The following is a 14,111-nucleotide window of genomic DNA, read 5'->3' as shown; positions in this document are numbered from 1 at the left end:
GTTCGCGCTCTTCATCGGGTGAGGATACAGCCTCCGAGCTATGGATCGGCTACCCTGGGACGATCGCGGCAACGACGGCACCAGTTTTCGAGCTGGACCCCGGATCAAGTCCGGGGTGACGAAAGACTGGAGAGATTTCCTTTCCCCGTCACCCCGGACTTGATCCGGGGTCCAGCTCGAATGGCGCGATTCCTCGCCAACGTACGCAATGGGTCGGGCTGCGCTTCGCATCCCCCCACGCCACCCAAATGCCACGCCACGAAAAAAGGGCGAGCCTTGCGGCCCGCCCTTTCTCCATTTCGTCGGGAAGAACCCGAAGAAGATTACTTGATTTCGACGGTGCCGCCGGCTTCTTCGATCTTCTTCTTGATGTCTTCGGCTTCAGCCTTCGACACGCCTTCCTTGATCGCCTTCGGGGCGCCTTCGACCAGGGCCTTGGCTTCGGTCAGGCCGAGCGAGGTGATCGCGCGGACTTCCTTGATGACCTGGATCTTCTTGCCGCCGTCGCCGGTCAGGATGACGTCGAATTCGGTCTTTTCTTCAGCAGCCGGAGCAGCTTCACCGGCGGGGGCAGCGGCCACGGCCACGGCAGCAGCGGCGCTCACGCCCCATGCTTCTTCGAGAGCCTTGGCGAGGTCAGCAGCTTCGAGAACGGTGAGCTGCGACAGTTCTTCAACGAGCTTGGCGATATCGGCCATGATGTTTCACTCCGTTAATGTGTGGCGCCCGGTGTCCGCAGGCTGCGGTACGCTCGGGCAAAAGTCGTTTGAACCGGCTCAGGCCGCATCCTTCTCGGCATAGGCGTTGAAGACGCGGGCCAGCTTCGCCGCCGGAGCGGTGGTGAGCTGGGCGATCTTCGTGGCCGGAGCCTGGATGAGACCGATAAGCTTGGCACGCAGTTCATCGAGCGAGGGCATCGTGGCCAGGGCCTTGACACCATCGGGGCTGAGAACCTGCGAACCCATCCCGCCACCGACGATTTCGATCTTGTCGGTGGTCTTGGCGAACTCGACGATCACCTTGGCGGCGGCGACGGGATCGGCCGAGGCAGCGATCGCGGTCGGACCGGTGAAGAATTCACCAATGCCTTCGTAATCGGTGCCCTGGATGGCAAGCTTGGCAAGACGGTTCTTCGCAACCTTGTAGGTCGCGCCGGCCTCGCGGATCTTCGTGCGCAGGGCGGTGGACTGGGCCACCGTCATGCCGAGGTTGCGGGTGACGATGACCGCCCCCGAACCGCTCACGAGTTCGTTGAGGAAAGCGACCGATTCGGCTTTTTGCGAACGATCCATGCCTTACTCCTTCACAATGGCTGCCAGAGGGCAAAGCCCCTTGCAGCCGGCTACGTTTGTCCCGGGCCGCAAGCGACCTGGGGCGAGTCCGTTCGACAAGGGAAGGAGGCTGCGCTGGCGCAAAGGCCATTGCGATGGGCGCCACGTTCCGAAAGCGGAGCGCGCGGCCGTGAAATCTCTTTTCCCCGCCTAGGTCGGAAATTAAGCCTGGGCAAACCCCGGCGCCGACGGTCTCGGACGGATGAGCGACAGACGGGTCTGCCGTTCGGGACGCGCCCCTAGCAGATGGGCCGGGGGAGTCAAGTGGGCGTGACTGGTGCCGTGGGGCCGCTTCAGGCCGGAAGCGTTGCGGCGCGCGTCGGTGCCGCTGCGTCTGCCATGGCCCCTGATGCGGCGAGGGCCGACTTGACCACGCAGCAGTTCCGCCCCGCGCTCTTGGCCTGGTACAGCGCCTGGTCGGCCCGGCGCAGCGCCGGCTCGAGCGAGGCTTCGCCCGCGGCGACGGCCGAAATGCCGAAGCTTGCGGTGACGGGGTGGTCGCGCCCGAGCAGGCGTTGCATGCGCTGGGCAAAGTCGCGACGCACGGCTTCGGCCAGTTGCGCCCCCGCGCTGGCGATGCCCGCGCCCGCCAAGTCGAGCGCGCCTTGTGGCAGATAGATCACGAATTCCTCGCCGCCAAAGCGGGCGGCAAAGGCGCGTGCCGGCAAGTGGCTGTCGATCGCCGCTGCCAGGGTGGCGATCACTTCGTCGCCACGATGATGGCCGAACTGGTCGTTCACCGCCTTGAAGTGGTCGATGTCGCACGCGATCGCGGTGGCGTGGGCTTTCTCGTGCGCGCCGCGCCCGGCCAGCGCCTCGTCGAAGCCGCGGCGGTTGAGCAGGCCGGTCAGCGGGTCGCAGATCGCCCAGTCGCGATAGCGCATCAGCACGCTGATCATCACCGAGGCCAGCGCGGCCATGGCAAAGGCCACCCCGAGCAGCGAGCCGGAAACCTGGTAGGCGAAGGCATAAGTGCTGGTGGGAAAGCTGGCGATCCCGCCGCTGGCCAGCCAGCGGACGCAGACCGCGCGCGCGGTGCAATCGGCCACCACCACCCAACTGATCGCCACCAGCGCGCGATCGCCGCTGCGCCGGGTGCGCCCGTGTGCCGCCAGCAGTGGCACCAGCAGCAGCAGCGCGCAGCCGACATCGGACGCGGCCAGGTGCAGGCGCAGGCTGTCGATCGCCACGCCCAGCGCGCTGATCAGCGTTGCGGCCAGGGCAATGCCGGCGCGCAGCCAGACATGCTTGCGGCGCAGGCCGAAATGTTCGCCCAGGGCCTGGCCAAAGCAGAAGAAGGCCACGGCAAACACGCCCGAGGCCAGGACCGCGCGCCCGGCCAGCGGCACCAGGAAGGCGATGGCAGGCATGGCAAAGCCGCTGGCGCTGGCCAGGAATCCGCCGGCCCACCAGCCCGCGCTGGACACGCGCCAACGGCCCGCCAGCACGGCGGCCACCCCGAAGGCGACCTGCATGACCGGCAAGATGAAGGCGAATTTGTCGTCCATGAATCCCGCGGGCAAAAGGAAAAAGGCCCCGGCCGGGCGGCATCGCCACGCCGAGGGTACCGTCCTGCGTTGTGCCCTGCCTATGGGATCAGGGTAAACAGAACGCAAACGAACGCTCCATCCTGGACTCGGTTTGTACGATGAAAGCGGGCGAATTTAGAATTAATTACAAATCCGGATGCAATTTCGCGATCCCGCCTTGGCGCCCCCGCCCGGGCAAGGCGCGCGGCGAAGCCCTGCTTTGACATTGGCCGTGACCTTGCCTATATGGGCGAACTCACCTGCCGCTTCGAGCAAGGCTTTCCCATGCGCGGGGGAAGGCTCCAGGAAGGAAGCGGCGGGCATCGGCATGACGCGAAAGGCTGCGGGCACGGACATCCGGGAAGGGTGTCCTGCGCCTCGCGGCCTCTTTTGCGTCCATGCCGGGCCATCCGCCGCGCATGGCAGAATTCCGCCGGTTTCGGCCGGCTCGTGACAAGCAAAGAGGCACTCACCTCCCATGGCAACCAAGGCTCCAGCCCGCGCCGGTCTGAAGAAGCGCATCCGCAAGATCTTCGGCGACATCCACGAAGTGGTGCAGATGCCGAACCTGATCGAGGTTCAGCGCGAATCGTACGAGCAGTTCCTCCGCTCCGATCCGGCCACCGGCTATGTCTCGGGCCTGGAAAAGACCCTGCGCTCGGTGTTTCCGATCCAGGATTTCGCAGGCACCGCCAGCCTCGATATCAAGGAGCGCGACGGCTATGTGCTGGAAGCCCCCAAGTACGACGTGAACGAATGCCGCCAGCGCGGCATCACTTATGCCGCGCCGATGAAGGTGACGCTCAAGCTCGCGACGTTCGAAGTGGACGCCGAAACCGAGACCAAGAGCCTCATCGATATCAAGGAGCAGGACGTCTACATGGGCGATATTCCGCTCATGACCGACAACGGCACCTTCATCATCAACGGCACCGAGCGCGTGATCGTGTCGCAGATGCACCGTTCGCCGGGCGTGCTGTTCGACCATGACCGCGGCAAGACGCACTCTTCGGGCAAGTACCTGTTCGCCGCGCGCGTCATTCCCTATCGCGGCTCGTGGCTCGATTTCGAATTCGACGCCAAGGACATCGTCAACGTGCGTATCGACCGCAAGCGCAAGCTGCCGGTCACCGCGCTGCTCTATGCCCTGGGCCTCAATGGCGAGCAGATCCTCGACCATTTCTACAACAAGGTCACCTGGGTCCGCGCCGAAGGCGGCTGGAAGGTGCCCTTCGTGCTCGACCAGTGGCGCGGCGCCAAGCCGACGTTCGACATCGTCGATGCCGCTTCGGGTGAAGTGGTGTTCCCGGCCGGCCAGAAGATCAGCCCCCGCGCGGCCAACAAGGCGGCGAAGGACGGCTTGCAGTCGCTGCTGATCCCGACCGAGGAAATCTTCGGCCGCTATGCCGCCAAGGACCTGATCGACGAATCGACCGGCCGCATCTGGATCGAAGCGGGCGATGAAGTCTCGCCGGAAAACCTCGACGTGCTCGATCGCGCCGGGGTGGACCAGCTCGACCTGCTCGACATCGACCATGTCGGCACCGGTCCGTGGATCCGCAACACGATGAAGGCCGACAAGGCCGAGGATCGCGACCACGCCCTGGCCGACATCTATCGCGTGATGCGCCCCGGCGAACCGCCGACGCGCGAAACCGCCGAAGCCCTGTTCGACGGCCTGTTCTTCGACGCCGACCGCTATGACCTGTCAGCCGTGGGTCGCGTCAAGCTGAACATGCGCCTGGGCCTCGATTGCCCGGACACGATCACCACCCTGCGCACCGACGATATCCTCGCCGTGGTCAAGGAACTGGTGAACCTCAAGGACGGCAAGGGCGAGGTTGACGACATCGACAACCTCGGCAACCGTCGCGTGCGTTCGGTGGGCGAGCTGCTGGAAAACCAGTATCGCGTCGGCCTGCTGCGCATGGAACGTGCGGTCAAGGAACGCATGAGCTCGGTCGACGTGTCGACCGTGATGCCCAACGACCTGATCAACGCCAAGCCGGCGGTGGCCGCAGTGCGTGAATTCTTCGGCTCCTCGCAGCTCTCGCAGTTCATGGACCAGACCAACCCGCTGTCGGAAGTGACGCACAAGCGCCGCGTTTCGGCCCTCGGGCCGGGCGGTCTGACCCGCGAGCGCGCCGGCTTCGAAGTGCGCGACGTTCACCCCACGCACTATGGCCGCATCTGCCCGATCGAAACGCCCGAAGGGCCGAACATCGGTCTGATCAACTCGCTGTCCACGTTCGCCCGCGTCAACAAGTACGGCTTCATCGAAACCCCGTACCGCAAGGTGATCGACGGCAAGGTCTCGTCCGAAGTGGTCTACCTTTCGGCCATGGAAGAGCAGAAGCACACCGTGGCGCAGGCTTCGGCCGAAACCACCGCGGACGGCGCGTTCGTGGAAGAGCTGGTCTCGGCCCGCCAGAACGGCGAATTCGTGATGGCGCCGCGTGAAACCGTGACGCTGATGGACGTCAGCCCCAAGCAGCTGGTCTCGGTTGCCGCCTCGCTCATTCCGTTCCTGGAAAACGACGACGCCAACCGCGCGCTGATGGGCTCGAACATGCAGCGCCAGGCCGTGCCGCTGGTCAAGGCCGATGCGCCGTTCGTGGGCACCGGCATGGAAGGCACCGTGGCGCGCGATTCGGGCGCCGCGATTGCCGCCCTGCGCGGCGGGATCGTCGACCAGGTCGACGCGACCCGTATCGTGATCCGCGTGACCGGCGATGTCGAACCCGGCAAGTCGGGCGTGGACATCTACACCCTGCAAAAGTTCGAGCGCTCCAACCAGTCCACCTGCATCAACCAGCGCCCGCTGGTGAGCGTGGGCGATATCGTCGAAAAGGGCGATATCCTGGCTGACGGCCCCTCGACCGAGTTCGGCGAACTGGCCCTCGGGCGCAACGTGCTCGTCGCGTTCATGCCCTGGAACGGCTACAACTACGAAGACTCGATCCTGATCAGCGAGCGTATCGTCAAGGAAGACGTCTTCACCTCGATCCACATCGAGGAATTCGAAGTCATGGCCCGCGACACCAAGCTCGGGCCCGAAGACATCACCCGCGACATTCCCAACGTGGGCGAGGAAGCGCTGCGCAACCTCGACGAAGCGGGCATCGTCTACGTGGGCGCCGAAGTGCACCCCGGTGACATCCTCGTCGGCAAGATCACGCCCAAGGGCGAATCCCCGATGACGCCGGAAGAAAAGCTGCTGCGCGCGATCTTCGGCGAAAAGGCCAGCGACGTGCGCGACACCTCGCTGCGCCTGCCGCCGGGCGTTTCGGGCACGATCGTGGACGTGCGCACGTTCAACCGCCACGGGATCGAGATCGACGACCGTACCCGCGCCATCCAGAACGAGGAAATCGAACGCCTCGCCAAGGACCGCGAGGACGAGCGCGCGATTCTCAACCGAGCCACCTTCAACCGCCTCAAGGACATGCTGCTGGGCCAGGTGGCCACGGCCGCGCCCAAGGGCATCAAGAAGGGCGTGGAGATCGACGAGCAGCTTCTGGCCGACGTGGAACGCCACGAATGGTGGAAGTTCGCCGTGGCCGACGATGCGCGCCAGCAGCAACTGGAAGCGACCAAGGGCCAGTACGACACCGCGATCAAGGCGATCCAGGAGAAGTTCGAGGACCGCAAGGAAAAGCTCGAACGCGGCGACGAACTGGCGCCCGGCGTGCTCAAGATGGTCAAGGTCTTCGTGGCGGTGAAGCGCAAGCTGCAACCGGGCGACAAGATGGCCGGCCGTCACGGCAACAAGGGGATCATCAGCCGCATCCTGCCGCAGGAAGACATGCCCTTCCTGGAAGACGGCACCCCGGTCGATTTCGTGCTCAACCCGCTGGGCGTGCCTTCGCGCATGAACGTCGGGCAGATCTTCGAAACCCACCTGGGCTGGGCCGCGCGTGGCCTGGGCCACAAGATCGGTGCGGCGCTCGATGCCTGGCGCGAAGCCAACCCGAACCCCGAAGCGGGCGAACCGCCGCATGCGGTGCGCGAACTGCTGGCCGATATCTATGGCGAAAACTACGCCGAAGAGATCCAGGCCCGCAGCGATGCCGAGATCGTCGAGCTGGCCCAGAACGTGCGCCAGGGCGTGCCGATGGGTTCGCCGGTGTTCGACGGCGCCGTGGAAGCCGATGTCACCGCGATGCTGCGCAAGGCCGGGCTGGATGAATCCGGCCAGGTCACGCTGTTCGACGGCCGCACCGGCGAGGCGTTCGACCGCAAGGTGACCGTCGGCTGCAAGTACGTGCTCAAGCTGCACCACCTTGTCGACGACAAGATCCACGCCCGTTCGATCGGCCCCTACAGCCTCGTCACCCAGCAGCCGCTGGGCGGCAAGGCCCAGTTCGGTGGTCAGCGCTTCGGGGAAATGGAGGTCTGGGCGCTCCAGGCCTATGGCGCGGCCTACACGCTCCAGGAAATGCTCACGGTCAAGTCGGACGACGTTGTCGGCCGCACCAAGGTCTATGAAGCGATCGTCAAGGGTGACGACACCTTCGAGGCCGGCATTCCCGAAAGCTTCAACGTGCTGGTCAAGGAAATGCGCAGCCTGGGTCTCAACGTCGAACTCTCGTCGATCGACGAGACGGAAGACGACGACGGCCTGGCCGAGGCAGCCGAATAAGCCGGGACAGACGCGGCGGGGGGCCCTGGCCTTCCGCCGTGCCCCGGCCGCCGCATGACAGGATTTCCCTCCCAGTGAGGATCACGCAATGAACGACCTGACGAAATTCACCAACCAGCTTCCGAAGCCCGAAACCTTCGACCAGATCCAGATCGGCCTGGCTTCGCCCGAGCGCATCCGGAGCTGGTCCTTCGGCGAAATCAAGAAGCCGGAAACGATCAACTACCGCACGTTCAAGCCCGAGCGCGATGGCCTGTTCTGCGCCCGCATCTTCGGTCCCGTGAAGGACTACGAGTGCCTGTGCGGCAAGTACAAGCGCATGAAGTACAAGGGCGTCGTCTGCGAAAAGTGCGGCGTTGAAGTGACAGTCACCAAGGTGCGCCGCGAGCGCATGGGCCACATCGAGCTGGCCGCCCCGGTCGCGCACATCTGGTTCCTGAAGTCGCTGCCCTCGCGCATCGGCCTGCTGCTCGACATGCAGCTCAAGCAGCTCGAACGCATCCTCTACTTCGAAAGCTACGTGGTCATCGAGCCGGGCATCACCCCGCTTGAACGCTACCAGTTGCTGACCGAAGACGAGCTACTCGATGCGCAGGACGAATATGGCGAAGACGCCTTCTCCGCCGGCATCGGCGCCGAGGCGGTCAAGCACATGCTCATGGACCTCGACATGGTCCAGGAGCGCGAAGACCTGCTCAAGGAACTGGCCGAAACCAAGTCCGAGCTGAAGCCCAAGAAGATCATCAAGCGCCTCAAGGTGGTGGAATCGTTCATCGATTCCGGCAACCGCCCGGAATGGATGATCCTCGACGTGGTGCCGGTCATTCCGCCCGAACTGCGTCCGCTGGTGCCGCTCGACGGTGGCCGCTTCGCGACGTCGGACCTCAACGACCTCTATCGCCGCGTCATCAACCGCAACAACCGCTTGAAGCGCCTGATCGAACTGCGCGCGCCCGACATCATCGTGCGCAACGAAAAGCGCATGTTGCAGGAAGCGGTCGACGCGCTGTTCGACAACGGTCGCCGTGGTCGCGTGATCACCGGCGCCAACAAGCGTCCGCTCAAGTCGCTGTCCGACATGCTCAAGGGCAAGCAGGGCCGCTTCCGCCAGAACCTGCTCGGCAAGCGCGTCGACTATTCGGGCCGTTCGGTCATCGTGACCGGGCCGGAACTCAAGCTGCACCAGTGCGGCCTGCCCAAGAAGATGGCGCTCGAGCTGTTCAAGCCGTTCATCTATGCGCGGCTTGACGCCAAGGGTCTGTCGATGACCCTGAAGCAGGCCAAGAAGTGGGTGGAAAAGGAACGCAAGGAAGTCTGGGACATCCTGGACGAAGTGATCCGCGAACACCCGGTCATGCTCAACCGTGCGCCCACGCTGCACCGTCTGGGCATCCAGGCCTTCGAACCCGTGCTGATCGAAGGCAAGGCGATCCAGCTTCACCCGCTCGTCTGCTCGGCCTTCAACGCCGACTTCGACGGGGACCAGATGGCCGTCCACGTGCCGCTTTCGCTGGAAGCCCAGCTCGAAGCGCGCGTGCTGATGATGTCGACCAACAACATCCTCTCGCCCGCCAACGGCAAGCCGATCATCGTGCCTTCGCAGGACATGGTGCTTGGGCTTTACTACCTGTCGATGGACCGCAAGGGCGAGCCGGGCGAAGGCATGCTGCTGGCCGACATGGCCGAAGTGCACCAGGCGCTGTTCGCCGGGGCCGTCACCATGCACACCAAGATCGTGGCGCGCGTGCCGCAGACCGACGAGAACGGGAAGACCTATCTCAAGCGGTATGAAACCACGCCGGGCCGCATGCTGATCGGCGAGTGCCTGCCCAAGAGCCACACCGTGCCCTTCGAGCTGGTCAACCGCCTGCTCACCAAGAAGGAAATCGCCGACGTCATCGACCAGGTCTATCGCCACACCGGCCAGAAGGAGACGGTCCTTTTCGCCGACGCGATCATGAGCTTGGGCTTCCGCAACGCATTCAAGGCGGGCATCTCGTTCGGCAAGGACGACATGATCATCCCGGCGACCAAGGACGCCTTCGTGGCCGAGACGAAGGAACTCGTCGCCGACTACGAACAGCAGTACCAGGACGGCCTGATCACCCAGCAGGAAAAGTACAACAAGGTGATCGACGCCTGGAGCCGTTGCGGCGACCAGGTGGCCAACGCCATGATGGACGAGATCCGCGCCACGCCGAGCGACGAGCACGGCCGTGAAAAGCCGATCAACTCGATCTACATGATGAGCCACTCGGGCGCGCGTGGTTCGCCAACCCAGATGAAGCAGCTTGCCGGGATGCGCGGCCTGATGGCCAAGCCTTCGGGCGAGATCATCGAAACGCCGATCATCTCGAACTTCAAGGAAGGCCTGACCGTCCTTGAATACTTCAACTCGACCCACGGCGCCCGCAAGGGCCTGGCCGATACCGCGCTCAAGACGGCGAACTCGGGTTACCTGACCCGCCGCCTGGTCGACGTGTCGCAGGACTGCGTGGTGACGGTGAACGACTGCGGGACCGAGCGGGCGCTGGAAATGCGCGCGATCGTGCAGGGCGGTTCGACCATCGCTTCGCTGGGCGAGCGCATCCTGGGCCGCACCCTGGCCGAGGACATGATCGAGGCCAAGACCGGCAAGGTGATCTGCGAGAAGGGCACGCTGCTCGACGAAGCCGCCGTGGCGCGCATCGAAGCGGCCGGCGTCCAGTCGGCGCGCATCCGCTCGCCGCTGATCTGCGAAGCGCCCCAGGGCGTGTGCGGCACCTGCTATGGCCGCGACCTGGCGCGCGGTACGCCGGTGAACATCGGTGAAGCGGTCGGCGTCATCGCCGCCCAGTCGATCGGTGAACCGGGCACGCAGCTCACCATGCGTACGTTCCACATCGGTGGCGCCGCGCAGGTGAACGAACAGTCGCACCTCGAATCGATCTGCGATGGTACCGTGCACTATCGCGACATCCCGACGATCACCGACAGCCGCGGTCGCCGCCTGTCGCTCGCCCGCAACGGCGAAATCGTGATCATCGACACCGATGGCCGCGAACGCGCCATGCACCGCGTGCCCTATGGTACCCACCTGCTGCACGAAAACGGTGCAACGGTGGCCCAGGGCCAGCGCCTGGCCGAGTGGGACCCGTTCACCCTGCCGGTGATCACGGAAAAGCCCGGTATCGTGCGCTACCAGGACCTGATCGACGGCCGCACCCTGACGGAACAGGTCGACGAAGCGACGGGTATCGCCCAGCGCGTCGTCACCGAAAACCGTGCCGGTGGCCGCGCCAAGAAGGAAGACCTGCGTCCGCGCCTGACCCTGCTCGACGACGCCTCGGGTGAAACCGCGCGCTACATGATGGCGCCGGGCACCACCCTGTCGGTGGAAGACGGCCAGGAAGTCCAGGCCGGTGACGTGCTGGCCCGCGCCAGCCGCGAAGCCGCCAAGACCCGCGACATCACGGGCGGTCTGCCGCGCGTGGCCGAGCTGTTCGAAGCGCGCAAGCCCAAGGACAACGCGATCATCGCCAAGATCTCGGGCCGCGTGGAATTCATTCGCGACTACAAGGCCAAGCGCAAGATCGCGATCATCCCGGAAGAGGGCGAACCGGTCGAGTACCTGATCCCCAAGTCCAAGGTGATCGACGTCCAGGAAGGCGACTACGTCAAGAAGGGCGACAACCTGATCTCGGGCTCGCCCGACCCGCACGACATCCTCGAAGTGCTCGGGGTGGAGGCTCTGGCCGAATACCTCGTCGCGGAAATCCAGGAAGTCTATCGCTTGCAGGGCGTGAAGATCAACGACAAGCACATCGAGGTGATCGTTCGCCAGATGCTCCAGAAGGTGGAAATCACCGATGGCGGTGATACCACCCTGCTGCCGGGCGAGCAGGTCGACCTTGAGGAAATGAACGAAACCAACGCCAAGCTGCCGGGGGGCGCGCGCCCTGCGGAAGGCAAGCCGGTGCTGCTCGGCATCACCAAGGCTTCGCTCCAGACCCGTTCGTTCATCTCGGCCGCGTCGTTCCAGGAAACCACCCGCGTGCTCACGCAGGCGGCGGTCGAAGGGAAGCGCGACAGCCTGATCGGCCTCAAGGAAAACGTCATCGTCGGCCGTCTCATCCCCGCCGGCACCGGCGCGGGCATGAACCGCATGCGCGTGGCGGCCAACAGCCGCGACGCGGCTCTGCGCGCTGCCAACCGTCGCCTTCAGGAAGCCCTGATCGCGCCGCGCACGGCGGCCGAAGAGCACGCTGCCGAACTGGCGCAAGGCCCGGAAGCGGCGATCGGCAACGATCCGCTGGCCCAGGTCGAAGGGGAAACCCACGGCACGGACGCCGATGCGGCCGATTACCTGATCAAGGGCGACAAGGACTGATCCTCTCGCCCGCCTGGTCCAGGCACACGAAAACCCCGCCGGGCAACCGGCGGGGTTTTTCATTGGTGCACCTGCTGCCTCGGCCGGTTGCACCAGGCCTGCCTGCCCAAGGGTTGCGCTTGAATTGCGCCGGTCTTGTCGTAAAGCCATGGCCATCATGACCGACCAGACCGCAACCCGCGCCGCCCCGATCGCCTGCCCGCAGCCCAAGGACTGGATTCGCGCGATCCACGCCTATGTGCCGGGCAAATCGGCCGGGCTGGATGGACAGCCGCTGATCAAGCTTTCGGCCAACGAGAACCCGCTGGGCACCAGCGGCGCGGCCGTCGAGGCGCGCGCACAGGTGGCCAATACGGCGCTCTATCCCGACCCCGACAGCAAGGACTTGCGCGCCGCGCTCGCCGCGCTGCACGGGCTCGATCCGGCGCGCATCGTCATGGGCACCGGTTCGGATGAGCTGCTCCACATTGCCGCCCAGGCCTATGCCGGGGTGGGCGATGAAGTGCTGTTCGTGCGCTATGGCTTTTCGGTCTATCCGATCGCGGCGCGGCGCTGCGGCGCAACCCCGGTGGAAGCGCCCGACTGCGATTACGGCACCGATGTCGACGCGCTGCTCGCCGCCGTGACCGAGCGTACCCGCGTGGTCTTCTTGGCCAATCCCAACAACCCCACGGGCAGCTATATCGGCCGTAGCGAGCTGGCCCGGTTGCACGCCGGCCTGCGCCCCGACGTGCTGCTGGTGGTGGACCAGGCCTATGCCGAATATGTCGCGGAAAAGGACGACGATGGCGCGCTCGATCTGGCGCGCAGCGCGGCCAACGTGCTGGTGACGCGGACCTTTTCCAAGATCTACGGCCTGGCCGGAGAGCGCATCGGCTGGGCCACCGGCCCGGTCGCAGTGATCGACATGCTCAACCGCATTCGCGGGCCGTTCAATGTTTCGCTGACCGGGCAGGCCATGGGGCTGGCCGCGGTGCAGGACCAGGCCTTCGTCCAGGCTTCGGCGGCGCACAATCGCGCCGAGCGGGCGCGCTTCGTGGCGGCGCTGGAGCAACTGGGCAACCACGGGCTGCGTCCGCTGCCCAGCCAGGCCAACTTCGTGCTGATCGAGTTTTCCGGGGCGCTCACGGCAGAGGCGGCCTACCTCGGCCTGATGGATGCAGGCTATATCACCCGCTGGCTGCCGGGGCAGGGGCTGCCCCAGTGCCTGCGCATCACCATCGGCACGCCCGAGCAGATGGACGCCATCGCCACCGCCTTGCGCGCCATGGCCCAGTCGACGCGATGAGCGAGTCGTTTCGCGATGTGGCGGTGATCGGCCTGGGCCTGCTGGGCGGATCGGTGGCGCTGGCGGCGCGCGCGCGCATCCCCGGCGTGCGCGTGGTCGGCTACGATGCCGATCCGGCGGTGCGCGCCCGTGCCGCCGAAATCGGCCTGGCCGACGCGATTGCCGACACTCCGGCGCAGGCCGTGGCCGGTGCGCAACTGGTGGTGTTCTGCGTGCCGGTGGGCGCGATGGGTGCGGCTGCCGCTGCCGTGGCGCCACACCTGCCCGCCGATTGCGTGATCAGCGACGTGGGATCGAGCAAGGCCAGCGTGCTCAAGGCGCTGGGTGAAGCGCTGCCGGGCGCAACGATCGTGCCCGCGCATCCTGTCGCCGGGACCGAGCAGAGCGGCCCGGACGCAGGCTTTGCCACACTGTTCGTGGGCCGCTGGTGCATTCTCACCCCGGCCGAAGACGCCGACGAGGCGGCCGTGGCCCGCGTTTCCGCGTTCTGGGAAGCGCTGGGCGCCAAAGTGGAGATGATGGATGCCGCGCACCACGATCTGGTGCTGGCCGTCACCAGCCACCTGCCGCACCTGATCGCCTATACCATCGTCGGAACAGCGTCTGACCTGGAGGAAGTGACCCAGAGTGAGGTGATCAAGTATTCCGCCGGTGGCTTCCGCGATTTCACCCGCATTGCGGCGTCCGATCCGACGATGTGGCGCGACGTGTTCCTGCACAATCGCGACGCGGTGCTGACGATGCTCCAGGTCTTTACCGAAGACCTGACCGAATTGCAGAAGGCGATCCGCAAGGGCGACGGCGCCGCGCTGTTCGATCATTTCACCCGCACCCGCGCGATCCGCCGCTCGATCATCGCCATGGGCCAAGACGACGCCCGGCCCGACTTCGGCCGCGACCACGGCGTGGCAACGGCGCCGGCCACGGAAGACGCTGCGCGTCCGCGCTGAGC

At 65.5% G+C, this 14,111-nt stretch carries 7 protein-coding genes; 4 read left to right on the top strand and 3 right to left on the bottom strand.

Annotated elements, in window-relative coordinates:
- Positions 1 to 323 precede the first annotated feature (323 nt).
- The 3 genes from rplL to IE191_RS02175 all read right to left on the bottom strand — a co-directional run bounded on the left by rplL (position 324) and on the right by IE191_RS02175 (position 2,839).
- The gene (gene rplL / locus IE191_RS02185; RefSeq protein ID WP_191322730.1) at positions 324 to 698 is read right to left on the bottom strand and encodes a 50S ribosomal protein L7/L12; all 375 of its coding nucleotides are present in this window, start codon (positions 696 to 698) and stop codon (positions 324 to 326) included.
- A gap of 78 nt (positions 699 to 776) precedes the next feature.
- The gene (rplJ, locus tag IE191_RS02180; protein ID WP_022676489.1) at positions 777 to 1,292 is read right to left on the bottom strand and encodes a 50S ribosomal protein L10; all 516 of its coding nucleotides are present in this window, start codon (positions 1,290 to 1,292) and stop codon (positions 777 to 779) included.
- 332 nt (positions 1,293 to 1,624) lie between these two features.
- Positions 1,625 to 2,839: a GGDEF domain-containing protein gene (locus IE191_RS02175; RefSeq protein ID WP_191322729.1), complete on the bottom strand. Its 1,215-nt coding sequence runs from the start codon at positions 2,837 to 2,839 to the stop codon at positions 1,625 to 1,627.
- A 499-nt stretch (positions 2,840 to 3,338) separates the two neighbouring features.
- On the opposite strand from IE191_RS02175, the gene rpoB reads away from it, so the two are divergent.
- The 4 genes from rpoB to IE191_RS02155 all read left to right on the top strand — a co-directional run bounded on the left by rpoB (position 3,339) and on the right by IE191_RS02155 (position 14,109).
- Complete coding sequence (rpoB, locus tag IE191_RS02170; protein ID WP_191322728.1) at positions 3,339 to 7,502, top strand: DNA-directed RNA polymerase subunit beta; 4,164 nt, start codon at positions 3,339 to 3,341, stop codon at positions 7,500 to 7,502.
- Between the two features lie 88 nt (positions 7,503 to 7,590).
- Entirely contained in the window at positions 7,591 to 11,871 is a 4,281-nt protein-coding gene (gene rpoC, locus IE191_RS02165) for a DNA-directed RNA polymerase subunit beta' (RefSeq protein ID WP_191322727.1), read from the top strand.
- 157 nt (positions 11,872 to 12,028) lie between these two features.
- The gene (gene hisC, locus IE191_RS02160; protein ID WP_191322971.1) at positions 12,029 to 13,159 is read left to right on the top strand and encodes a histidinol-phosphate transaminase; all 1,131 of its coding nucleotides are present in this window, start codon (positions 12,029 to 12,031) and stop codon (positions 13,157 to 13,159) included.
- Complete coding sequence (locus tag IE191_RS02155; RefSeq protein WP_191322726.1) at positions 13,156 to 14,109, top strand: prephenate/arogenate dehydrogenase family protein; 954 nt, start codon at positions 13,156 to 13,158, stop codon at positions 14,107 to 14,109. The genes hisC and IE191_RS02155 overlap by 4 nt, the downstream gene beginning before the upstream one ends.
- The last annotated feature ends 2 nt before the right edge of the window (positions 14,110 to 14,111 follow it).

It is taken from the genome of Novosphingobium pokkalii, from assembly GCF_014652855.1.
Lineage (GTDB): Bacteria > Pseudomonadota > Alphaproteobacteria > Sphingomonadales > Sphingomonadaceae > Novosphingobium > Novosphingobium pokkalii.
Note: the sequence above shows the minus strand (reverse complement) of the source record. Positions and strands in the feature narration are given on the sequence as shown.

What these genes read in the sequence shown, in the direction of transcription:
- rplL (WP_191322730.1), bottom strand. Translation starts at nt 698, where the DNA reads ATGGCCGATATCGCCAAGCTCGTTGAAGAACTGTCGCAGCTCACCGTT.
- rplJ (WP_022676489.1), bottom strand. Translation starts at nt 1,292, where the DNA reads ATGGATCGTTCGCAAAAAGCCGAATCGGTCGCTTTCCTCAACGAACTC.
- IE191_RS02175 (WP_191322729.1), bottom strand. Translation starts at nt 2,839, where the DNA reads ATGGACGACAAATTCGCCTTCATCTTGCCGGTCATGCAGGTCGCCTTC.
- rpoB (WP_191322728.1), top strand. Translation starts at nt 3,339, where the DNA reads ATGGCAACCAAGGCTCCAGCCCGCGCCGGTCTGAAGAAGCGCATCCGC.
- rpoC (WP_191322727.1), top strand. Translation starts at nt 7,591, where the DNA reads ATGAACGACCTGACGAAATTCACCAACCAGCTTCCGAAGCCCGAAACC.
- hisC (WP_191322971.1), top strand. Translation starts at nt 12,029, where the DNA reads ATGACCGACCAGACCGCAACCCGCGCCGCCCCGATCGCCTGCCCGCAG.
- IE191_RS02155 (WP_191322726.1), top strand. Translation starts at nt 13,156, where the DNA reads ATGAGCGAGTCGTTTCGCGATGTGGCGGTGATCGGCCTGGGCCTGCTG.